Origin of the sequence: Rhizobium sp. GN54, assembly GCF_021026345.1 — a bacterium.
Taxonomy (GTDB): Bacteria; Pseudomonadota; Alphaproteobacteria; order Rhizobiales; family Rhizobiaceae; genus Mycoplana.
Genome location: NZ_JAJNCZ010000003.1, coordinates 603391 through 625969, shown reverse-complemented (window position 1 = coordinate 625969; position 22579 = coordinate 603391). Strand labels below are relative to the sequence as shown.

The window sequence follows — 22579 nt, the reverse complement described above, 5'->3', positions numbered from 1 at the left end:
AGACGTGCGGGAACACCGCCACGCCACACCCCATAATTGAAGAGACTTAGATGCGCTTCCGCACTGCCCTGCTCCTTTGTGGCCTTGCAGCGTCCGTGACGCTTGCCGGGTGTTCATCCGTACCGTCATCCACGCCGATCATCGGCGAGAAGGTCGCGACCAACGAAATCTTCACCTCCGGATACGGCCCGGTCGAAGACCATGGCTACGCCCTGCCGGCCATCCCGATCCAGCGCGTGGACCCGAAGTATCACCGGCAGATCGTCGACTATAAGACCAGCGAGAAGCCGGGCACGATCGTGGTGAACACCCCGACCCGCTTCCTCTATTTCGTGCTGCCCGGCGGCAAGGCGGTGCGCTACGGAATCGGTGTCGGCAAGCAGGGCTTTGCGTGGGAAGGCGAGGCTTATGTCGCCTGGAAGCAGGAATGGCCGATGTGGCATCCGCCGGAAGAGATGGCCGTCCGCCGTCCGGAGATCGCCAAGTACGTCAAGGAGGGCATGAAGCCCGGGCTGACGAACCCGCTCGGTGCACGCGCGCTCTACCTCTTCAACAACAAGGGCCAGGACACGCTGTTCCGCCTGCACGGCACGCCGGAATGGGGCTCCATCGGCACCGCAGCCTCTTCGGGCTGCATCCGCCTGATGAACCAGGACATCATCGACCTCTACGCGCGGGTCCGCCCGGGCAAGGGCGCCCGCGTCGTCGTCCAGCAGTAACCGGCGAAAACGCGCCAACGACACAAAAAAAGCCGCCGGCGATCCCGGCGGCTTTTTTTGGTTCCTGCCCGATCTCGCCCCTCAGAGACCGCGGGCGGCCTTGAGCTCACGGCGGCGGCGATGCAGCACCGGCTCGGTATAGCCGTTCGGCTGGGCGCGCCCCTCCAGCACAAGTTCGCAGGCAGCCTGGAAGGCGATCGAGCCGTCGAAGTCCGGCGCCATCGGCGTGTAATCCGGATCGCCGGCGTTCTGCCCGTCGACGACCACCGCCATGCGCCGCATCGTCTCGACGATCTGGGCCTCGCTGACGATGCCGTGATGCAGCCAATTGGCCATGTGCTGGGCGGAAATGCGCAAGGTGGCGCGGTCTTCCATCAGGCCGACGTCGTTGATGTCGGGCACCTTCGAGCAGCCGACGCCCTGGTCGACCCAGCGCACGACATAGCCGAGGATGCCCTGCGCATTGTTGTCGAGCTCGCGCTGGATCTCTTCCGGCGTCCAGTTAGGCCGGGACGCGACGGGCACGGACAGGATGTCGGAGAGCTTGGCGCGCGGCCTGTCCTTCAGCCCGTCCTGCATCGATGCGACGTTGACCTTGTGATAGTGGGTGGCGTGCAGCGTTGCCGCCGTCGGCGACGGCACCCAGGCGGTGCTGGCGCCGGCCCTGGGCTGGCCGATCTTCTGTTCCAGCATCGCCGCCATCATGTCGGGCATGGCCCACATGCCCTTGCCGATCTGGGCATGCCCCGGCAGGCCGCACTCAAGGCCGATGTCGACGTTGGAATTCTCGTATGCGCCGATCCATAACGACTGCTTCATGTCGCCCTTGCGGATCATCGGGCCCGCTTCCATGGAGGTGTGGATCTCGTCGCCGGTACGATCAAGGAAGCCGGTATTGATGAAGAAGACCCGCTCGCTCGCGGCCCGGATCGCCTCCTTGAGATTGACGGTCGTCCGCCGCTCCTCGTCCATGATCCCCATCTTGATGGTGTTGGGCGCCAGGCCGAGCGCCTCTTCCACGCGGGCGAAGATCTTCACGGCGAAGGCAACTTCCTCGGGCCCATGCATCTTCGGCTTGACGATGTAGATCGAACCGGCGCGCGAGTTCATGCGGCGGCCGTTGCGGCCGACGTCGTGCAGCGCGATCAGTGCGGTAACCATGGCGTCCATGATACCCTCCGGCACCTCGCGGCCCTCGCCATCGAGGATTGCCGGGTTGGTCATCAGATGACCGACGTTGCGCACCAGCATCAGCGACCGGCAGGCGAGGGTGAAGGTCGAGCCATCGGGCCCGTTGTAGTCGAGGTCCGGATTGAGCCTGCGGGTAAAGGTCCTGCCACCCTTTGCGACCTCCTCGGCAAGGTCGCCCTTCATCAGGCCGAGCCAGTTGCGATAGGCGACGACCTTGTCGGCCGCATCGACGGCCGCGACCGAATCCTCGCAATCCATGATCGTCGTCAGCGCCGCTTCCAGCCAGACGTCCGAGATATGGGCAGGATCGGCCTTTCCGATCGCCGTGGTCGCATCGACCAGGATCTCGATGTGAAGGCCGTTGTTGACGAGCAGGAACTGGGCGGGCGCGTTGGCCTCGCCGAGATAGCCGGCGAACTTTTCCGGCGCCTTCAGGCCCACGACCTCGCCGTCCAGCAGCGTTACCTGCAGCGCCCCGGCCTTGACCGCAAATGCCCGGGCCTCGGTCCAGCTTGCCCCGGCGAGCGGAACGCTGCCGTCGAGGAAGGAGCGCACCCAGGCGATGACCTTCTCGCCGCGCTTGGGATTGTAGTCCTTGCCGCGGGTCGCACCGTCGTCTTCGGAAATCGCGTCGGTGCCGTAGAGTGCGTCGTAGAGCGAGCCCCAACGGGCGTTTGCCGCGTTCAGCGCATAGCGAGCGTTCATGACGGGGACGACGAGCTGCGGTCCGGCGACCTGTGAGATCTCCGGATCCACGTTCGCCGTGGTCACGGCGAAGTCGGTGCCTTCCGGGACGATGTAGCCGATCTGGCGAAGGAAGGCCTCGTAGGCGCCGAGGTCGGAAGGCGCGCCATGGGCCTTGTACCAAGCGTCGATCTTCTCCTGCATCCGGTCACGCTTTTCAAGCAGCGCACGGTTTTCCGGCGCCAGGTCCGCGACCAGCGCCGAGAAGGCCTGGAAGTAGGCGGCCGGATCGATGTCCGTGCCCGGAAGCGCCTCCTTCTCCAGGAATTCCAGCAGTTCGCTGTCGAAGGAAAGGCCGTGTTTCTCGCTATAGCTCATCGGACGCTCCGGAAAATGCAGGGCGGGTCGTGGACCCCGTGGATGCTGCCACTTTCCCGACCTTTCATTCATAGTCAATTCAGCAATAGTTCAAAGAATTTATTCCGCAATGGAACAAATCGCAGGCTATTGATCGTTTGCTATCCGTGGGCGACCCGAAGCGGTCGCGGTAAAACGGCCTTCCACCAGCTTGCGCGAGCCCTCGATCTCCGGTGCGTCGACGATTTCCGCGACAGTGACAGCCGGTTCGTCGGCGCCGCTCAGGCGGGCGGCATGAAGCGCGGCAGCGATCGCGCGTTCGCGGGCCAGCGAGAACGCCGCCTCCTCGTCGACCAGGCGCACGCTCGCGCCGGCGCCACCGACGATGAAGACACCCTCCTCCGGCGTGGTCACGAACACGGTGACGCTGGCCCGCACCTGCCCGACGACGGCGCCCACCGCATTCGCCACGTCGGCGTCCCGGGGGATGGCGGACTGCGTGTCGAGCATACCGGCGATGGCCGGATAGTAGACCGGCGCCGAGGCGCCGAGGCCGACCAGCGGCCGGTCGAGGCTGACGCGGAACTGCACGATACCGTTCGCGCGGCGCAGCGCGCGATCGACGGGAAGCGATTCGGCCGGATCGATGACGCCGGTGCCGTCCTCCGCCAGGCAGGCGGCCATGATGACGTCGCAGGACTGTCGCGTCAGCCGATCGACGATCAGGCGCGCCAGGCTCTCGGCCGATTGGGCGATGGGCCGGCCGGAACCGTCCCGGGCGCGGGCGGCGAGCGCAAGGCCGAGCCGTGCCGCTTCCCGATCCCACTGCCCCTGCCGGCCGAGCACATGCATCGCGTCGGAGGGCGTGATCGCACTGATGTGCACGAGCCCGCGGCCGACGAGGCGATCGAGCGTCGCCTTCTGCAGCGTGCTCGCCAGCAACTGGTCGAGCGCGACCGGCACGTCGCCGATCCGCTCGTAGAGTGCTGCCTCCTGCGGCTGAAGTCCGCTTGCCAGATGCCCCGGAACGCCGGTGCGGACGGCGAAGCGGCCGTCATGGCGCCCTCCGTGCTGTGCCCGCAACTGCCGTTCCAGCACGGCATGGATCACGTCTCCATGGAGCTCCGCTGCAAGGCTCAACGGCAGGAAGCGCCGGGGACCGAGATCCAGCCGGGCAGCGAGGCCGCGATCGTTGATGCGGATCTCGGAATCGCCACCGAGCCCGTAGGTGCGCATGGCGACGGCCTCGACCATCGTCCGGTAGCCGCCGACGACGGCCCCTTCCGCGTCCAGGCGGGGGCGGCCCTGATCCAGCACGGCGACGTCGGTGGTCGTGCCGCCGATGTCGGAGACGACGGCATCTTCCAGGCCGGTCAGGTGGCGCGCACCGACGAGGCTGGCGGCAGGCCCCGACAGGATGGTCTCGATCGGTCGCAGCCGCGCCTCGGCGGCGGAAATCAGGGCGCCGTCGCCGCGGACGACCATCATCGGCACATGGATCCCGCGCCGTTCCAGATAACGCTCGCAGGCACCGATCAGCCGGTCGATCATCGATACCAGCCTGGCATTCAGGAGCGTCGTCAGCGCCCGGCGCGGCCCGCCGAGCTTCGAGGAGAGCTCGTGGCTGCAGGTGACCGGAAGGTGGGAAATCTCGCGGATGCGATCCCGCACACGCTGTTCGTGCGCCGGGTTGCGCACGGCAAAATAGCCGGCGACCGCAAAGGAGGTAACGCTTTGCGCCAGTTCCGGCAGGGCAGCGTCCAGCGCCGTCATGTCGAGCGGGGTCTCGTGGCCGTGCACGTTGTGTCCGCCGGGCAGGAAGAGAACGGGATCGTCCCCGAGCGCTTCGGCGAGGCCGTCGCGCTTCAGATCCTCCGGCCCGAAACCGATCATGACCAGCCCGGCGCGGCCGCCCTGCCCCTCGACAAGCGCGTTGGTGGCAAGCGTCGTCGACAGGGACACGAGACTGATGGCCGAGACCTGCGCTTGCGCCTGCTCCAACACCGCCTCGACGGCGCCGGAAATGCCGACGGCGAGATCGTGCCGCGTCGTCAGTGCCTTGGCCTTTGCCACGACGCCGCTCTCCTCGCTGAAGAGAACGGCATCCGTATAGGTTCCGCCGGTATCGATGCCGAGTAACAGATGGTCCGCCACGTGGTCCTTCCGGATAGCTGCGCTCCGCAGGGCAGGCCCGGCAGAATGGTCGATCGTCCCTTGCATCTAGCGCAAAAGAGCGCGGACCGGTATCGATTTTGCGACCCGGCATCCGACCGCACCGGCCATGGATGGACAGTCAGCGGCCCGGCGAAACGGTCGACCGCGGCATCACCCGCATCGGCAGCCCGTTTGCCGGCTGCGTGGTCAGGCGCTGCACCGGCCAGGGGCGCGTCTCGGCCGTCATCTCGAAGCGGAAGCGGTGCATCAGGACAGCCAGCGCGATCACCGCCTCCTGCAGGGCAAAGGTGGCGCCGATGCAGATGCGCGGCCCCGCCCCGAAGGGCAGGAACTGGAAACGGTCGATCCGGTCCCGGTTTTCCGGCAGAAAGCGCTCGGGAATGAAGGCGCGGGGCCTGTCCCAGTAGAGCGCGTGGCGATGCAGCGTCCAGGGCATGATCAGCACGGTGATCCCCTGCGGTATCTCGACCACCTCGCCTGCCGGGCTGGTCCAGCGGTCCGAAGCGATCGCCGCCCGGTTGATCGAGGGAGCCGGCGGATAGAGCCGCAACGCCTCCTCGAAGGCCGCCCGGGTCCAGGGCATCCGCTCCAGCCATTCGACCGGCTCGGCACCGCTTGCGAGAACGCGGTCGATCTCGTCTTCCATCGCCTCGCGGGCATGAGGCGTGTTGGCGACACAATAGAGCGTCCAGGCGAGCGCGCGGGCGGTGGTCTCGTGGCCGGCGCCGATGAAGGTGAGGATATTGTCTTCGATCTCCTCGTTCGTCAGCCCGTCCGGCCCCGCCTGCAGAAGGAGCAGCGTCAGGAAATCCCCCGGCACCGCGTCCGGCTCGGCCTGCATGCGCGAAAGCCTCAGGTCCATGGTGTTGCGGACGATGGCGCGAAACTTGTCGAGCACCTTCTGGCCGCCGATGCGGGTCAGCCGCGGCACCCAGGCCGGCGCCTTCAGCAGGTCGAACGGATCGACGCGGCCCATGCGATGGAGCAGGGCGTTGACGTCGTCGGCAAAATTGCCGGACGACGAGACGATCTCGCCGGAAAAGAGGGTGTCGGCGAGGATCGCGAAGGTCAGTTCGGTCATGTCGTTGGCGATGTCGAAGACGGCTCCGCCGTCGGAGGCCATCTCGTACTTGCCCGCATAGATCTCGGATTGCCGGAGCATCTGGCCGGCGAACCCTTTGGCATGGCGCGGGGTGAAGATCGGGGCGACGGCCTTGCGGGAGCGCTTCCAGACCGCGCCCTCGGCAGTCAATAATCCGTCGCGCAGGATCGGCCGCAGCACGAGCTGGCGCACGTCGGCCATCCGGTAATTCTGTGCATTGTCGACCAGCACGTGCCGGATCAGGCCCGGGTCGTTGACGATCAGCGTGTGCTCGCGGAAGAAGCGCGTCTCGATCCAGGGAAGCGTATAGGACGGCTCGCCCCACAGCTCGAGCGGATTGCGCAGGATCGTGCGGATGATCTCCAGCCGCGACGGCGGCACCGTCCGCGGCTGCGGTGCAGGGGGTTCGAAGGGCTCTGGACGCATGTCCATGGATATACCTCGCGCATCTTGCGGCTCGCGGCCAAGTCCGCGTCGACCACCAGGGCAACGAAGAGGAAAGTCTAGAGCAGCCCCTGAAGTTCCGCCAGCTTGTCGTTGACGAGCCAGCCGTAGTAGTTCTCCTCCGGCCACTCAGAGGTTCCGGCCGCACGGCGGCGGGCGAAGTTCGCGGCCCGCGCGTCGGGGTTTCCGACATTGTAGAGCGTGGCGGTGATGCCGGGATTAACGGAAATGTCGACGCCGGCGACCTTCCTGTAGGCATCGATGGAATGGCGGAGCGATGCCGCCATGTAGGCCAGCGAGATATCCGGGTCCATGATCGCCTTGTAGACGCCGGCCGCATCGTTCTCGTCCAGCCGCTCGTAGCCCGAAATGCGCGCGACGGTGTCGGTCAGCATCAGCGCCGTCAGCGGATTGATCTGGCCAAGGCCGAAGGTCTGTCCGGCGTAGAAGGGCTGGAAGAACACCGCGCTGAAGCGGTTGTTCGGATAGGAGACGCCGCCGACGGCCTTGCCCCTGAACGTCTTCTCCCACACCGCTTCCCGGCACGACCAGAGGGCATAGGATCCCTTCCTTGCCTTGCAGGTAGAGAATTCCGGGCGGTCGACGAATTCGTCGATGCTCTGGCCATCGTAGGCGAAGCGGAAGCGATCGCCGGCATAGGAGGCTGCCTTGATGTAATAGCTCTGCAGCCGGTCATAGGCATCGACGTTGTAGGTGTGCTCGCCGACGATGGCGCCGACCATGTGGATCGGCGCAATACCGTACTGGGAGGCGATGGACTTGAGCTTGCCGGTCAGTTCACGGTCGGTCGCGAGCAGGTCGCGCACCTTCTCGTATTTGGCATCGAAGCTCGTCTTGCCGGCCTTGGTGCGGCGGACGGAGGCGCCCGGCACGGAGGGCTGTTTGGCATGGCGATTGCCGGGCGGTACGACGTCCATGGCCCCGGTGGCGGCGGCGCCGCCCGCAAGCAGGGTGGTGGCAATGGCAAGCATTGTCAGCAGATGTCGCACGATGCGGTTTCCCCGAAGTTCGGAATTGGTGTCGGCATGCCCCGAGTGTCAGCCCAGCCACGAAGCGGTTTCGCGGCACCCCATGCAGCCCAATCGTGTCGGAATGATGCCGTGCCTGAACGCGAAAACGCGCCGCGGTTCTAGATCGAAGCGCAGCGCGTGTCGAGGTGATCGCGATCAAAATCGCGGTACCGGCGGCCCGGGCCGCCGGCGGTCGCTACAGGATATATCGGGATAGGTCGGTGTTCGACGCCAGCGCGCCAACGTGCTTGCGCACATACTCGGCATCGATCGTCACCTGGTTGCCGGCCTTGTCCGGCGCCTCGAACGAGATCTCGTCGAGCACCCGCTCCATGACCGTCTGCAGGCGCCGCGCACCGATGTTCTCGACATTGGCATTCAGCTGGACGGCGACGTCGGCGAGGGCGTCGATCGCGTCCTCGGTGAACTCGAGCGAGACCTGCTCGGTCTCCATCAGCGCCTTGTATTGCCGGATCAGGCTCGCCTCCGTCTCCGTGAGGATCCGGCGGAAGTCCTCCTTCGTCAGCGCGCGAAGCTCGACGCGGATCGGCAGGCGGCCCTGGAGTTCGGGCAGGAGGTCCGACGGCTTGGCGACGTGGAAGGCGCCCGAGGCGATGAACAGGACATGATCCGTCTTGACCGGCCCGTACTTCGTCGCGACCGTCGTGCCCTCGACCAGCGGCAGCAGGTCGCGCTGCACGCCTTCGCGCGATACGCCGGCACCGATGCCGCCCTCGCGTGTGGCGATCTTGTCGATCTCGTCGAGGAAGACGATGCCGTCGTTCTCGACCGAGCGGACGGCCTCGCGTTGGATTTGCTCGTTGTCGATCAGCTTGTCGGACTCGTCCTCGATCAGCACCTTGTAGGAATCCTTGACCGTCGTCTTGACCTTCTTCGTGCGGCCGCCCAACGCCTTGCCGAACATTTCCGACAGGTTCAGCACGCCGACATTGGCGCCCGGCATGCCGGGGATCTCGAAGCCGGGCATGCCGGATCCGGTGTCGGCGACGTCGACCTCGATCTCCTTGTCGTCCAGCTCGTTGTTGCGCAGCTTCTTGCGGAAGCTGTCGCGCGTCGCCGGCGAGGCGGTGGCGCCGACCAGGGCATCGAGCACGCGCTCCTCGGCGTTCATGTGCGCCTTGGCGACGACTTCGGCGCGCTTCTTCTCGCGCACCAGCGAAATGCCGACCTCGACGAGGTCGCGGACGATCTGCTCGACGTCACGGCCGACATAGCCGACCTCGGTGAACTTGGTCGCCTCAACCTTGACGAAGGGCGCACCGGCAAGCTTGGCCAGTCGGCGGGAAATCTCCGTCTTGCCGACGCCGGTCGGGCCAATCATCAGGATGTTCTTCGGCATGACCTCGTCGCGCAGGTCGTCGCCGAGCTGCTGGCGGCGCCAGCGATTGCGCAGCGCGATCGCGACGGCGCGCTTGGCGTCCTTCTGGCCGATGATGTAGCGGTCCAGTTCCGAGACGATCTCTCTGGGGGAAAAGTTGCTCATGATATCTCGTTCGCTTTCGGGTCGAATTGCATGATCAGCACGTCATTGCCGGTGCGGCCTTCGAGCTCGGGCACGGGCCGGAAACCGGCCTTGGCATAGGCACGAACCGCCCGGACATTGGCGGGATCGGGGTCGATGATGATGGTCTCGTGGCCAAGGCCATGAAGATCGGCGACGAAGGCGGCAAGCGCTGCGGAACCGATGCCGGCGGAAAGCTTGTCAGCGTGGCCGATCGATAGATCGACGCCGACGGCCTCCTGCGGCAGTTCCAGCAGCCAGGGATTGTCCTTCGTCCAGTCCTCATTCTGGTGGTGGCCCAAAAACCAGTACTGAATGTAGCCGACCGGCTCTCCGTCGAGCTCGATGAGGAAGGGGCGGGTCGTGTCCCTGCCCTCCACCATGTCGCGGATGAAGCCGAACTCCTCTTCCGGATTGCCCCACCACTCCCGCATGTGCGGCTCGTTCAGCCATGCGAGAAGCAGTGGGTAGTGCCTCTCCCCCACGGGGGAAAAGCCGATCCGGGCGGGGTCAATCGGCATCCAGCGTCTCCACCACGATCGAGTGGTTGGTATAGACGCAGATGTCGCCGGCGATCTGCATGGCGCGGCGGGCGACCTCCTCGGCAGACTTGTCGCTGTCCATCAGCGCGCGGGCAGCGGCAAAGGCGTAGTTGCCTCCCGAGCCGATCGCGAGCGTGCCGTGCTCGGGCTCCAGTACGTCGCCGTTACCGGTGATCGCGAGCGTGATGTTCCTGTCGGCGACCAGCATCATCGCCTCGAGATTGCGCAAGTACTTGTTGGTGCGCCAGTCCTTGGCAAGCTCGACGGCCGCGCGCATCAACTGGTCGGGATATTGCTCGAGCTTTTCCTCGAGCCGTTCGAGCAGGGTGAAGGCGTCCGCCGTCGCCCCCGCGAAGCCGGCGATCACATCGCCCTTGCCGAGCCTGCGCACCTTGCGCGCATTGCCCTTCATCACCGTCTGCCCCAGGCTGACCTGGCCATCGCCCGCCATGACCACCTTTCCGTCCTTGCGGACCGTGATGATGGTGGTGGCGTGCATCGTTCCGTAGGGATCGTGTTCACTCATAGATACACCCGAAGATCTCGCGCCCGCCGAAGCCGGGCGCGCGCCGCCCGAAATGGGCCGGCTCTATCGATCCCTATGTAGGCGGTGAAACGACGATTGCAATCGGCGGCGGGAGCGCCGGCGCGTCGATGTCGCAATGCTGGCTTTTTGCCCTTTCGCCTGATATGGGACGGCGAAGACCATCGCCGTCGATCCAGGATCCCCACGTCCCATGAGCCGCAAAGCCAGCATCTCCCGCAAGACCAACGAAACGGCCGTGTCTGTGACGGTCGACATCGACGGCACGGGCACCTCGAAGATCTCCACCGGCATCGGCTTCTTCGACCACATGCTGGACCAGTTGTCGCGTCATTCCCTGATCGACATGGAGATCGAGACGAAGGGCGACCTGCACGTCGACGACCACCATGCCGTCGAGGACACCGGGATCGCGATCGGCCAGGCGATCGCCAAGGCGCTCGGCGACCGGCGCGGCATCACCCGCTACGCCTCGCTCGACCTTGCCATGGACGAGACGATGACGCGGGCTGCGGTCGACGTCTCCGGCCGGCCCTTCCTCGTCTGGAACGTTGCCTTCTCCGCACCGAAGATCGGTACCTTCGACACCGAACTGGTGCGGGAGTTCTTCCAGGCGCTGGCGCAGAATGCCGGCATCACCCTGCATATCCAGAACATCTACGGCGCCAACAACCATCACATCGCCGAAACCTGCTTCAAATCCGTCGCCCGGGTGCTGCGCGCGGCAACCGAAATCGATCCCCGCCAGCAAGGCCGCATCCCTTCGACGAAGGGTTCGCTGGCCTGACCGGCAGACCGGCAGGACAATTCCGTTGACCACCGCGAGCTATCTGATCCTGACACCGCCCGGCGAACCGGCCGCGGCCGAGAAGGCGGCTTTCATCCGCGACGGCTTCCGCTGGACCGCGTTCTTCTTTCCAGCCATCTGGCTGCTGGTCCATCGGCTCTGGTTCTGGGGCATCCTCGCCCTTATCGCGCAGTTTGCTGCGACGGCGCTGTCGGCCTCGACGGAGCTCGGCATAGCCGGCTGGGTGCTGTCGCTGTCTATCTCGGTTCTGACGGCGCTTGAGGGGCCGCAGGCGCTCGTGCGTGCCCGCGAGGCGCGCGACTGGACGCTGCGTTCCGTGGTGACCGCACCGGACCTGGAGACGGCGGAGCTGATCTACCTCGGCGCACATGAAACGCCGGACAAGACGACGGCTGCGGTTCTGCCCGCGGATACCTCGACCAAGGCCACGCGCCCGCCTGCGCTCGGCCTTCTCGGCTATGACGGAGACTGACTGATGCGCGTGGCCATCATCGACTACGGTTCGGGCAACCTGCGTTCCGCCACCAAGGCCTTCGAGCGGGCGGCGCACGAGGCCGGCATCGAGGCCGAGATCGACCTGACCGACCGGCCCGAGCGCGTCGCCTCGGCCGACCGGGTCGTGCTTCCCGGAGTGGGTGCCTATGCCGACTGCCGGCGCGGGCTCGATGCCGCCAGCGGTATGACCGAAGCTCTGCGCGAAGCCGTCGAACTCGGCGGCCGCCCCTTCCTCGGCATCTGCGTCGGCATGCAGCTGATGTCCTCGCGCGGGCTGGAGAAGACGATCACCGAGGGGCTCGGCTGGATTCCCGGCGACGTCGTGCTGATGGAGCCCGACGATCTGGCGCTGAAGATCCCGCAGATCGGCTGGAATACGCTCACACTGCGCTCCGGGCATCCGCTGTTTTCCGGCATTGCGACGGGTGACGGCGGCCTGCACGCCTACTTCGTCCATTCCTACCATCTGCAGGCGGCCAATCCGGACGACGTAGTCGCGACCGTCGATTATGGCGGGCCGATGACCGCCTTCGTCGCCCGTGACAACAGGGCGGGCGCACAGTTCCATCCGGAAAAGAGCCAGGCGCTCGGCCTGGCGCTCATCACCAATTTCCTGCGCTGGAAGCCTTGAGAGCCCGCGCCGATCGAACGGACGACAGATACGATGATCCTCTTTCCCGCAATCGACCTCAAGGATGGCCAGTGCGTCCGCCTCAAGCTCGGCGACATGGAGCAGGCGACGGTCTACAACCCCGATCCGGGAGCGCAGGCGCGCGCCTTCGAGGAGCAGGGGTTCGAGTGGCTGCATGTCGTTGACCTCAACGGCGCCTTCGCCGGCGAGACGGTGAACGGAGCGGCCGTCGACGCGATCCTGAAGGCCACGAAGAACCCGGTGCAGCTCGGCGGCGGGATCCGCACGCTCGATCACATCGAGAACTGGCTGTCCCGCGGTCTGGCCCGCGTGATCCTCGGCACCGTCGCCGTGCGCGATCCGGCGCTGGTGATCGAGGCGTGCAGGCGTTTCCCCGGCAAGGTTGCCGTCGGCATCGACGCCAAGGGTGGCAAGGTCGCAGTCGAAGGCTGGGCCGAGGCGTCCGAACTCGGCGTGATCGAGCTTGCGAAGAAATTCGAGGGCGCTGGCGTAGCGGCGATCATCTACACGGACATCGACCGCGACGGCATCCTGACCGGCATCAACTGGGCTTCCACGCTCGAGCTCGCCGATGCCGTCTCCATCCCCGTAATCGCCTCGGGCGGCCTCGCTTCGATGGACGACATCCGCCGGATGCTCGAGCCGGACGCCGCCAAACTCGAAGGTGCGATCTCCGGCCGCGCGCTCTATGATGGGCGGATCGATCCGCAGGAGGCGCTGTCGCTGATCCGCGGCTCGAAAGGAGCATCGGCATGACCCTGAAGGCCCGCGTGATCCCCTGCCTCGATGTGAAGGACGGCCGCGTCGTCAAGGGCGTCAGCTTCGTCAACCTCGTGGATGCCGGCGATCCGGTGGAATCGGCCAAGGCCTATGACGCCGCCGGTGCCGACGAGTTGTGCTTCCTCGACATCACCGCCTCCTCAGACAACCGCGACACGATCTTCGACGTCGTGGCGCGCACAGCCGAGCACTGCTTCATGCCGCTGACGGTCGGCGGCGGCGTGCGCGCCATCGCCGATATCCGCAAGCTGCTTTTGGCCGGCGCCGACAAGGTCTCGATCAACTCGGCGGCGGTCAAGGACCCGGATTTCGTCGCCGAGGCGGCCGACAAGTTCGGCAACCAGTGCATCGTCGTCTCGATCGATTCGAAGAAGGTGTCGAAGGAGGGCGAGGCAGATCGCTGGGAGATCTTCACCCATGGCGGTCGGCAGGCGACCGGCATCGACGCCGTCGCCTTTGCCGAGAAGATGGTGGAGCGCGGCGCGGGCGAACTGCTTCTGACCTCGATGGACCGCGACGGCCAGAAGGGCGGCTACGACATCGCGCTGACGCGCACGATCGCCGATCGGGTGCCGGTGCCGGTGATCGCGTCCGGCGGCGTCGGCAATCTCGATCACCTCGTGGAAGGGATCCGCGACGGGCATGCGACCGCGGTGCTCGCCGCCTCCATCTTCCACTTCGGCACCTATACGGTTGGCGAGGCCAAGCGCTACATGGCCGATCACGGCATCGCCATGCGGCTCGACTGAGGAGACGACCTACGATGAGCGATTTCACCCTTGCCGATCTGGAGCGGATCGTCGCGAAGCGGGCGTCGGCCTCCGCAGAGGAGTCCTGGACGGCAAAGCTCGTCGCCGCCGGCCAGCCGAAGGCGGCCAAGAAGCTCGGCGAGGAGGCGGTGGAAACCGTGATCGCGGCGATCGAGGGCGAGCACAAGGCACTCGTCAGCGAGAGCGCGGACCTGCTCTATCATCTCCTCGTGGTCCTGAAGATCGGCGGCGTCAACGTTGCCGAGGTAATGGCGGAACTCGAGCGGCGGACCGGCCAATCCGGGATCGCCGAGAAGGTGAGCCGGACCACATGATTGCGCAACCCCCGCATGGCCACAGCCGGGCCGACATTCCCGACGACTACGGCAACCACCACTATTCGCCCTATCGTTTCTTCTCCGCCGAGGAATGGTCGCAGTTCCGCGCCGACACGCCGCTGACGCTTTCGGCGGACGAAGTGCAGCGGTTGCGCTCGCTGAACGACCCGATCGACCTCGACGAAGTGCGCCGCATCTACCTGTCGCTGTCGCGGCTGCTGTCGGCCCACGTGGAATCGTCGCAACTGCTGTTCCAGCAGCGCAAGCGCTTCCTGAGCCTGTCGGACGAATCGAAGACGCCCTTCGTCATCGGCATCGCCGGCTCGGTGGCGGTCGGCAAGTCGACGACCGCGCGCATTCTCGCCGAGCTTCTGTCGCGCTGGCCGTCGAGCCCCAAGGTGGATCTCGTCACGACCGACGGCTTCCTCCATCCGAACGCCGTGCTGAAGCGCGAGAACATGATGGACCGGAAGGGCTTTCCCGAAAGCTACGACATGGGCTCGCTGTTGCGCTTCCTGTCGGCGATCAAGGCGGGCCAGCCCAACGTCAAGGCACCGACCTATTCGCACCTGACCTATGACGTGCTGCCTGATCAGTTCCAGGTGATCCACCGGCCGGACATCCTGATCTTCGAGGGCATCAACGTGCTGCAGTCGCGCAGCCTGCCGGCGGACGGCAAGGTGGTGCCGATGGTCTCCGACTTCTTCGACTTCTCGATCTACATCGATGCCGACGAGGCGCTGATCCACAACTGGTATGTGGAACGCTTCATGCGCCTGCGCGAGACCGCGTTCAAGAACCCGGATTCCTACTTCAACCGCTACTCGCTGGTCAGCGAGGAGGAGGCCCTGTCGATCGCCGAGGGGCTGTGGCGGAACACCAACCTGAAGAACCTGCGCCAGAACATCCTGCCGAGCCGGCCCCGCGCGGACCTGATCTTGCAAAAGGGCGAGAACCATCTGGTCGAGACGGTGGGGCTGCGGAAAATCTGACAGCCCGCGCCGCCGCCTCAGGGATCGACGCGCCGCAGCGTCAGGTTGAGCCGTCCGCCATCCTTCAGAAGCGTCGAGGTGCCGGGATAGACGCGGTCGACGCCATGGAAGCTGAGCCGGCTTTCGCCACCGAGCACCACCACGTCACCGCTCGAAAGCCGCAGCGAGCGCGTCGGATCGCGGCGCGACGTCCCGCCGATGCGGAACAGGCACTGGTCGCCCAGCGACACCGAGACGACCGGGGCTTCGAGGTCCCGTTCGTCACGGTCCTGGTGCAGGCCCATCCTCGCCGCACTGTCATAGAAATTGACCAGGCAGGCCTGCGGCGGCTTCGGATAAAGGGAAACCACCTCCCACAGACGCAGCAAGGCCGCCGGAATGGGCGGCCAAGGCTCCCCGCTGACGGGATGGCGGTCCTGGTAGCGATATCCGCCATCCCGGTCCGTCACCCAGCCGAGCGAACCGCAATTGGTCATGCGGACGGACATCGGCTGGCCGGCCTTCGGCATCACCGGAACGTAGAGCGGGGCGGCAGCGGCAACGGCCCTGATCTCCGCGACCAGGGCCTCCTGCTCGAAGCGCGAGAAATGGCCGGGCAGATAGCGAAAGCCCGGGAGGAACTCATGCCCCGTCATTCAACTGCCCGCCTCCTGCCCTATCAGCCTTCGTTGAGGTCCGGAATCCGGAGCACCTGGCCGGGGTAGATCTTGTCCGGGTCGCTCAGCATCGGCCGGTTGGCTTCGAAGATCACCTTGTGCTTGGCACCCTTGCCCTTGCCATAGGCGGCCTCAGCGATCTTCCAGAGATTGTCGCCCTTCTTAACCGTATGAAAGACAGGCTCCTTAGCCGGAGTCGCCGCCTGCACCAGCGCCGTCATATCGGCGTCTGCGAGCTTCAGGCCGGATTCGGGGGCAACGACCTTAAGGTCGGCCGCCTCGACCTTGGAGATGCCGAGCGTGTTGCCGACGGCAACGACGGCTTTTTCGAAGATGCTCTGGTCGGCCACCACGCCCTTGAGGACACATTTGTCGCCGTCCATCGAGACCTCGACCTTGTCCGTGCCGAGCCCGAAGGAATCCAGTTCCTTCTTGACGGCTTCCGCTTCCGGCGGCTCGTCGTCGCCAATGCCGAGCTTCTTTCCTGCGTTCTTGATAAAGCTGAAGAGACCCATCGTTTTCTCCCGTTCCCGGACCTGCGCGAGGCCGACCGAAGCCATTGTCCTGCAAGAGCAAACTAGGTCAGGCGCCGGCGTCGTCAACCCGAAACCGGCGGCGAGGCATTCAATCCTTGTCGGGCTTGGCCCGCATGCGCTTGACGTCGGAGCGACCGGCCTTTTCCTTCAGGCGCCGCTCCACCGCGCCCCTGGAGGGACGGGTCTTCTTGCGCGGTGGCGGCGGCGGCTCGGCCGCCTCAAGGATCAGCGCCTTCAGGCGCTCGCGCGCGTCCTCCCGGTTGCGCTCCTGGCTGCGGAACCGGTTCGCCTCGATCATCAGGACGCCGTCCTTCGATAGCCGCCGTCCCGCCAGCCGGGCCGCATTGGCCTTGACCCGCTCGTTCAGCGCCGGCGAGTTCATGAGATCGAAGAAGAGCTGGACGGCGGTCGAGACCTTGTTGACGTTCTGGCCGCCGGGACCGCCGGCGAGCACGAACTGCTCGACCAGTTCCCAACCAGCGATGACGATGGAACCTTTGATGGGAAGCGGATCGCTGGCCATGGACCTTTCCTTCAGGAGACGGTCCTGCATAGCGCATGCCCGGCAAAAAGCGAATGCCGTCCTTCAGGCAGCAAAAGGCCACGACGCGAAAAACCCGGCCGGGGCCGGGTTTCACGTGAATCACCGCTTGGACGGCGATGCTATTCGGCTGCGATCCGCAGGCCCGGCGCAGCGTCGCGGACGCTGCCGTCGACATGATCCTCGAACTTCGAGAAGTTGGTGATGAACATGTCCACGAGCCTGCGGGCCTGGCCGTCATAGGCCTGCCCATCCGCCCAGGTCGAGCGCGGGTCGAGGATCTTGGTGTCGACGCCCGGCACACAGATCGGAACCTCGAAACCGAAATTGTCGTCGCGGCGGAACAGCGCACCGTTCAGCGAACCGTCGAGCGCTGCCGACAGCAGAGCACGAGTGGCCTTGATCGGCATGCGGCGACCCTCGCCGTAGGCGCCGCCGGTCCAGCCGGTGTTGACCAGCCAGCAGGTGACGCCGTGCTCGGCGATCAGCGTCTTCAGGAGGTTGCCGTACTCGGTCGGGTGACGCGGCATGAAGGGGGCGCCGAAGCACGTGGAGAAGGTGGCCTCCGGTTCGGTGACGCCGCGCTCGGTGCCGGCGACCTTCGCCGTATAGCCCGACAGGAAGTGATACATTGCCTGGTCCGGCGTCAGCCGTGCGATCGGCGGCATGACACCGAAGGCATCGGCCGTCAGCATGATGATCGTCTTGGGGTGGCCGGCCCTGCCCGTCTCGCTGGCATTCGGGATGAAGTGCAGCGGATAGGCGCAGCGCGTGTTCTCGGTCAACGAACCGTCGTTGAAGTCCGGCACGCCGTTGGCGTCGAGCACGACGTTCTCCAGAACGGTACCGAAGCGTTGCGTCGTGGCGTAGATCTCCGGCTCGGCCTCGGCGGAGAGACGGATGGTCTTGGCGTAGCAGCCGCCCTCGAAGTTGAAGATGCCGTTCTCGCCCCAGCCATGCTCGTCGTCGCCGATCAGCGTCCGGTTCGGGTCGGCCGACAGCGTCGTCTTGCCCGTACCCGACAGGCCGAAGAAGATCGCCGCGTCGCCGGCGGGGCCGACATTGGCGGAGCAGTGCATCGGCATGACATCCTTCGCCGGCAGGATGTAGTTCAGCGCGGTGAAGACCGACTTCTTCATCTCGCCCGCATAGTAGGTGCCGGCGATCAGGATGATGCCGTTGGTGAGGTCGCAGGCGATCATCGTCTCGCTGCGCGCACCGTGGCGCTCGGTATCAGCCTTGAAGGTCGGCAGGTCGATAATGGTCAGTTTCGGCACGAAGCCTTCCAGGGCCTCCTGCGCCGGGCGGATCAGCAGGTTGCGGATGAACAGCGAATGCCAGGCAAGCTCGGTCACGACGCGGGTCGGCAAGGCGTACTCGCCGTCAGCGCCGCCGATCAGGTCCTGGACGAACAGGTCCTTTCCAGCCGCATGCGCCAGCATGTCCTGCCTCAACGCCTCGAAATGCTCGGGCGACAGTTCCTTGTTGTTGTCCCACCAGATCTGGTCTGTGGTGTTGCCGTCGCGGACGACGAACTTGTCCTTCGGCGAACGGCCGGTGTGCTGGCCGGTCAGAGCACGCAGTGCGCCGTGGGCCGTCTTGACCGCTTCGCCACGCCCCAGCGCCTCGTCGTAGAGATCTGCTTCGGTGAAATTGTAGCGGACCGTTCCCGTGTCCTTGAAGCCGATCGATTCGAGACCGCAAGAGGGATTGCGAATGCCCAGTTCCGTCATGGCCCAGTATTCCTTCGCGTTTAAGGGAAAGGGTGAATTTTCTCGGAAACTAGCTTCTGTCAGCGCACATGACAAGCGGACTTTCAAAAAAAGACCAATAATATCAGTATATTAATCGATTTAATAAATAGTCTGACTTTTTAAATCGTTTAGAAAATCGATTTAAATGAGGGTTTGCCGAGAGGCGCCGACGGCCCTCGATCGGCTCGCTGTAAGGCTTGCCACAATTTGTTCCACCTTTACCCCCAAAGGAAGCGCACCATATCGATGGCCGGGAAGACGTATCCGGCAAGTCAGTGAGGCGCACATGACCATGGAGACGAGCAGGATGCAGACAATCGCGCTGGTGGACGACGACAGGAACATCCTGACGTCCGTTTCGATCGCGCTGGAAGCCGAAGGATACCGTGTGGAAACCTACACGGACGGCGCATCCGCCCTCGACGGCCTTCTCGCCCGCCCGCCGCAGCTGGCGATCTTCGACATCAAGATGCCGCGCATGGACGGCATGGAGCTTCTGCGCCGCCTGCGGCAGAAGTCGGACATCCCGGTGATCTTCCTGACCTCCAAGGACGAAGAGATCGACGAACTGTTCGGCCTGAAGATGGGCGCGGACGACTTCATCACCAAGCCGTTCTCGCAGCGCCTGCTGGTCGAACGCGTCAAGGCGGTGCTGCGCCGGGCCTCCAACAGGGAAGCGGCGGCAGCGGGCACCGTCTTGCCGGCGAAGCCGGGCGACGCGCAGGCCCGCTCGCTCGAGCGCGGACAACTGGCGATGGACCAGGAGCGGCACACCTGCACCTGGAAGAACGAACCGGTCACGCTCACGGTCACCGAATTTTTGATCCTGCATGCGCTGGCGCAGCGGCCTGGCGTCGTCAAGAGCCGCGATTCCCTGATGGACGCCGCCTATGACGAGCAGGTCTATGTCGACGACCGCACCATCGACAGCCACATCAAGCGGCTGCGCAAGAAGTTCAAGATGGTCGATGCCGACTTCGACATGATCGAGACGCTCTACGGCGTCGGCTACCGGTTCCGCGAGAGCGGCTGAACGCCGGCCGGATGGACCGAAGCGGCTGAAAGCCGCCGCCCGGATGCGATTTTGCTTGCATATCGCTAGGCGGCGGTGGCATCCCAGCCGGGACGGAGGCGGCCAGAAGCCGTTCAGGACCATTGACTGCTGTACCGCAAAACACGCTGGACAAGGAGTTGGACGACCTTGAGGGTCGCCCCGCCCCCCGGCATGGGCGCTCGTACTGGACCTATCCCTTCAAGCTGATCCGCCGGATCTTCGGCAACGCCGTCTTTTCCAGCCTGACGCGCCGGATCCTGTTCTTCAATCTCGTCGCGCTCGTCGTTCTCGTCGCCGGCATCCTCTACCTCAACCAGTTCCGCGAGGGGCTGATCGACGCGCGGGTGGAGAGCCTGCTGACCCAGGGCGAAATCATCGCCGGCGCGATCTCGGCCTCGGCCTCGGTCGACACCAACTCGATCACCATCGACCCCGAGAAACTGCTCGAACTGCAGGCCGGCCAGAGCATCACTCCGCTTCCGAACGACGAAGACCTCGATTTTCCGATCAATCCGGAGCGGGTGGCGCCCGTCCTGAGGCGCCTGATCTCGCCGACCAGGACACGCGCGCGCATCTATGACACCGATGCGAACCTGCTGCTCGATTCCCGTCACCTCTATACCCAGGGCCAGGTGCTGCGCTTCGACCTTCCGCCGGTGGAGCCCGAGGAGACGTCGTTTTTCGACACATTCAACGCCTGGTTCAACCGTATCCTGCAACCGGGCAATCTGCCCGAGTACAAGGAAGCCCCCGGCGGCGACGGCTCGATCTATCCCGAGGTCATGAACGCGCTGACGGGCGTTCGCGGCGCGGTGGTGCGCGTCACGGACAAGGGCGAACTGATCGTCTCGGTCGCAGTTCCGGTCCAGCGCTTCCGCGCCGTCCTCGGGGTGCTGCTGCTTTCGACGCAGGCCGGCGACATCGACAAGATCGTCCATGCGGAACGGCTCGCGATCATGCGCGTCTTCGGCGTCGCCGCACTGGGCAACGTGTTTTTGTCGCTGCTTTTGTCCAGCACGATCGCCAATCCGCTTCGCCGGCTCGCGGCGGCCGCCATCCGGGTCCGCCGTGGCGGCGCGAAGGAGCGCGAGGAAATTCCCGACTTTTCCTCGCGCCAGGACGAGATCGGCAACCTGTCGGTGGCGATCCGCGAGATGACGACGGCGCTCTACGACCGCATCGATGCGATCGAAAGCTTCGCCGCCGACGTCAGCCACGAACTCAAGAACCCGCTGACGTCGCTGCGAAGTGCTGTGGAGACCCTGCCGCTTGCGCGCACCGATGAATCGAAGAAGCGGCTGATGGACATCATCCAGCACGACGTCCGCCGGCTCGACCGCCTGATCAGTGACATTTCCGACGCCTCGCGGCTCGACGCCGAGCTCGCCCGCAGCGACGCCCGGACCGTCGACCTCGAGAAGGTCCTGGGCGACCTCGTCGACATCTCGCGGCAGATCCGCAGCAACAAGAAGCCGGTGATCCTGGACTTCGTCGTCGACCGCAACGACAATCCGAAGGCGCGCTTCGACATCAGCGGGCACGAGTTGCGCATCGGCCAGATCATCACCAACCTGATCGAGAACGCTCGTTCCTTCGTTCCCGAACAGGGCGGTCGCATCGTCGTGCGGCTGTCGAACGGGCGAAACGGCCGGCGGATCGTCAAGATCGAGGACAACGGTCCCGGTATCCAGGCGGAAGACATCGACCGCATCTTCGAGCGTTTCTATACCGACCGGCCAGACAGTGAGGACTTCGGGCAGAATTCCGGCCTCGGGCTGTCGATCTCGCGGCAGATCGCCGAAGCTCACGGCGGCACGCTGAAGGCCGAGAACATCATCGACCGCAGCACCGGCGAGATCAAGGGCGCGCGCTTCCTCCTGTCCCTTCCGGCGGCGGGTCGCCGGCAATGAGCCGGGGTACCAACGTCCATGGCACGGCCATCGTCGTAGGCACCACCGGCCTGCTGTTCATCGGCCCGTCAGGCGCCGGCAAGACCGCGGCAGCGTTGCACTGCATCGGCCGGGCGCGCCGGCGCGGCCTGTTCTCGGCACTGGTCGCCGACGACCAGGTGCTGCTCGACGTCGCCGGCGGACGCATCGTCGCGCGCGCGCCTGCGTCGATCGCGGGACTGGCGGAGATCCGCGGTTCCGGTATCGTCTCCGTGGAGACGATCGGTTGCGCAATCCTGGGGCAGATCGTCCAGCCGATCCGGCCGCCGTTCGACGAGCGCATCGCGCCCGACGGCGAGGACTGCGAAATCCTTCCCGGCCATCGCTTGCCATTGACCCGCCTGCCCGTCGCGGACGGCTTCTGCTGTTTCGAAAGGCTCGTGCAGTTGCTGCCGTTTCTGGTCCGGAATTGATGCGCAGGCGCCGTGAAATGCCCGCTATCTGGCATTTTTAACTTGCGCTTGGCCTTTTCATCGACATGATGACCTCCCCAACGGTGGACGTCTTTTTCGCAGTGCGGTATTAGCGTCGCCTAAATGTTGGGCAATTGGAGCAGTGCTTATGATCGGACTGGTGCTTGTCACCCACGGCAGGCTGGCGGAGGAGTTCCGTCTCGCACTGGAGCACGTCGTGGGTCCGCAAGAGGCGATCGAGACCGTCTGCATCGGCCCGGAAGATGACATGGACCAGCGCCGCCACGACGTGCTGGAGGCCGCGCAGCGCGCCGAGCGCGGCCAGGGTGTCATCATCCTGACCGACATGTTCGGGGGCACGCCTTCCAATCTTGCGATTTCCGTCATGAACAGCGGCTCGGTCGAGGTCATCGCCGGGGTGAACCTGCCGATGCTGATCAAGCTCGCAGGCGTCCGCAACGACGGCGACATGGAGCGTTCGCTCGTCGAGGCCTCTGAAGCGGGGCGCAAGTACATCAATGTCGCCAGCCGCGTCCTCAGCGGCAAGTGAA

Annotated in this window: 23 protein-coding genes; 12 read left to right on the top strand and 11 right to left on the bottom strand. The window is 65.3% G+C overall.

Annotated elements, in window-relative coordinates; genetic code table 11:
* Positions 1–50: 50 nt before the first annotated feature.
* Complete coding sequence (locus tag LQK81_RS12050) at positions 51–719, top strand: L,D-transpeptidase (protein ID WP_230806512.1); 669 nt, start codon at positions 51–53, stop codon at positions 717–719.
* A gap of 81 nt (positions 720–800) precedes the next feature.
* Here the strand turns inward: LQK81_RS12050 and LQK81_RS12045 are convergent, their stop codons facing one another.
* From LQK81_RS12045 to hslV, 7 genes are all read right to left on the bottom strand, one after another.
* Positions 801–2972: a malate synthase G gene (locus LQK81_RS12045; protein ID WP_230806511.1), complete on the bottom strand. Its 2172-nt coding sequence runs from the start codon at positions 2970–2972 to the stop codon at positions 801–803.
* A gap of 126 nt (positions 2973–3098) precedes the next feature.
* A complete protein-coding gene (locus tag LQK81_RS12040) occupies positions 3099–5105 on the bottom strand; it encodes a hydantoinase/oxoprolinase family protein (protein WP_230806510.1) in 2007 nt (668 codons plus the stop codon).
* A 139-nt stretch (positions 5106–5244) separates the two neighbouring features.
* Entirely contained in the window at positions 5245–6660 is a 1416-nt protein-coding gene (locus LQK81_RS12035) for a cytochrome P450 (RefSeq protein WP_230806509.1), read from the bottom strand.
* Positions 6661–6731: 71 nt separating this feature from the next.
* Positions 6732–7682, bottom strand: coding sequence for a DUF1402 family protein (locus LQK81_RS12030; RefSeq protein WP_442967114.1), 951 nt, complete (start codon positions 7680–7682; stop codon positions 6732–6734).
* 217 nt (positions 7683–7899) lie between these two features.
* Positions 7900–9207 carry an ATP-dependent protease ATPase subunit HslU gene (hslU, locus tag LQK81_RS12025; protein WP_230806508.1) on the bottom strand — a complete coding sequence of 436 codons (1308 nt, stop codon included), beginning with the start codon at positions 9205–9207 and terminating at the stop codon, positions 7900–7902.
* Positions 9204–9746 (bottom strand): GNAT family N-acetyltransferase, encoded by a 543-nt coding sequence (locus LQK81_RS12020; RefSeq protein WP_230806507.1) that lies wholly within the window; start codon positions 9744–9746, stop codon positions 9204–9206. The genes hslU and LQK81_RS12020 overlap by 4 nt, the downstream gene beginning before the upstream one ends.
* Entirely contained in the window at positions 9736–10293 is a 558-nt protein-coding gene (hslV, locus tag LQK81_RS12015) for an ATP-dependent protease subunit HslV (protein ID WP_230806506.1), read from the bottom strand. The genes LQK81_RS12020 and hslV overlap by 11 nt, the downstream gene beginning before the upstream one ends.
* 211 nt (positions 10294–10504) lie before the next feature.
* Between hslV and hisB the strand changes: the two genes are divergently transcribed.
* Genes hisB through coaA form a run of 7 tightly spaced genes read left to right on the top strand, consistent with a single transcriptional unit; the run spans position 10505 to position 15125 of the window.
* Complete coding sequence (hisB, locus tag LQK81_RS12010) at positions 10505–11098, top strand: imidazoleglycerol-phosphate dehydratase HisB (protein WP_230806505.1); 594 nt, start codon at positions 10505–10507, stop codon at positions 11096–11098.
* A gap of 25 nt (positions 11099–11123) precedes the next feature.
* The gene (locus tag LQK81_RS12005) at positions 11124–11591 is read left to right on the top strand and encodes a DUF2628 domain-containing protein (protein ID WP_230806504.1); all 468 of its coding nucleotides are present in this window, start codon (positions 11124–11126) and stop codon (positions 11589–11591) included.
* Positions 11592–11594: 3 nt separating this feature from the next.
* Complete coding sequence (hisH, locus tag LQK81_RS12000; RefSeq protein ID WP_230806503.1) at positions 11595–12245, top strand: imidazole glycerol phosphate synthase subunit HisH; 651 nt, start codon at positions 11595–11597, stop codon at positions 12243–12245.
* A 33-nt stretch (positions 12246–12278) separates the two neighbouring features.
* Complete coding sequence (hisA, locus tag LQK81_RS11995) at positions 12279–13022, top strand: 1-(5-phosphoribosyl)-5-[(5-phosphoribosylamino)methylideneamino]imidazole-4-carboxamide isomerase (protein WP_230806502.1); 744 nt, start codon at positions 12279–12281, stop codon at positions 13020–13022.
* Positions 13019–13795 (top strand): imidazole glycerol phosphate synthase subunit HisF, encoded by a 777-nt coding sequence (gene hisF, locus LQK81_RS11990; protein ID WP_230806501.1) that lies wholly within the window; start codon positions 13019–13021, stop codon positions 13793–13795. The genes hisA and hisF overlap by 4 nt, the downstream gene beginning before the upstream one ends.
* A gap of 14 nt (positions 13796–13809) precedes the next feature.
* Positions 13810–14130: a phosphoribosyl-ATP diphosphatase gene (locus LQK81_RS11985; protein ID WP_230806500.1), complete on the top strand. Its 321-nt coding sequence runs from the start codon at positions 13810–13812 to the stop codon at positions 14128–14130.
* Positions 14127–15125 (top strand): type I pantothenate kinase, encoded by a 999-nt coding sequence (gene coaA / locus LQK81_RS11980; protein WP_230806499.1) that lies wholly within the window; start codon positions 14127–14129, stop codon positions 15123–15125. Before LQK81_RS11985 ends, coaA begins: the two co-directional genes overlap by 4 nt.
* 17 nt (positions 15126–15142) lie before the next feature.
* On the opposite strand, the gene LQK81_RS11975 is transcribed toward coaA, so the two are convergent.
* From LQK81_RS11975 to LQK81_RS11960, 4 genes are all read right to left on the bottom strand, one after another.
* On the bottom strand, positions 15143–15760 hold the full coding sequence (locus tag LQK81_RS11975; protein WP_230806498.1) for an alpha-ketoglutarate-dependent dioxygenase AlkB: 618 nt from the start codon (positions 15758–15760) through the stop codon (positions 15143–15145).
* Between the two features lie 23 nt (positions 15761–15783).
* Positions 15784–16296 carry a peptidoglycan-binding protein LysM gene (gene lysM, locus LQK81_RS11970; RefSeq protein ID WP_230806497.1) on the bottom strand — a complete coding sequence of 171 codons (513 nt, stop codon included), beginning with the start codon at positions 16294–16296 and terminating at the stop codon, positions 15784–15786.
* 109 nt (positions 16297–16405) lie between these two features.
* A complete protein-coding gene (arfB, locus tag LQK81_RS11965; RefSeq protein ID WP_230806496.1) occupies positions 16406–16840 on the bottom strand; it encodes an alternative ribosome rescue aminoacyl-tRNA hydrolase ArfB in 435 nt (144 codons plus the stop codon).
* A 140-nt stretch (positions 16841–16980) separates the two neighbouring features.
* A complete protein-coding gene (locus LQK81_RS11960) occupies positions 16981–18591 on the bottom strand; it encodes a phosphoenolpyruvate carboxykinase (protein WP_230806495.1) in 1611 nt (536 codons plus the stop codon).
* Positions 18592–18919: 328 nt separating this feature from the next.
* On the opposite strand from LQK81_RS11960, the gene LQK81_RS11955 reads away from it, so the two are divergent.
* The 4 genes from LQK81_RS11955 to LQK81_RS11940 all read left to right on the top strand — a co-directional run bounded on the left by LQK81_RS11955 (position 18920) and on the right by LQK81_RS11940 (position 22578).
* Positions 18920–19645: a response regulator transcription factor gene (locus LQK81_RS11955; protein WP_230806552.1), complete on the top strand. Its 726-nt coding sequence runs from the start codon at positions 18920–18922 to the stop codon at positions 19643–19645.
* Between the two features lie 158 nt (positions 19646–19803).
* On the top strand, positions 19804–21576 hold the full coding sequence (locus LQK81_RS11950; protein WP_330166546.1) for a sensor histidine kinase: 1773 nt from the start codon (positions 19804–19806) through the stop codon (positions 21574–21576).
* The gene (locus LQK81_RS11945) at positions 21573–22028 is read left to right on the top strand and encodes an HPr kinase/phosphorylase (RefSeq protein WP_230806494.1); all 456 of its coding nucleotides are present in this window, start codon (positions 21573–21575) and stop codon (positions 22026–22028) included. The genes LQK81_RS11950 and LQK81_RS11945 overlap by 4 nt, the downstream gene beginning before the upstream one ends.
* A 148-nt stretch (positions 22029–22176) precedes the next feature.
* Entirely contained in the window at positions 22177–22578 is a 402-nt protein-coding gene (locus LQK81_RS11940; RefSeq protein WP_230806493.1) for a PTS sugar transporter subunit IIA, read from the top strand.
* Position 22579 lies beyond the last annotated feature (1 nt).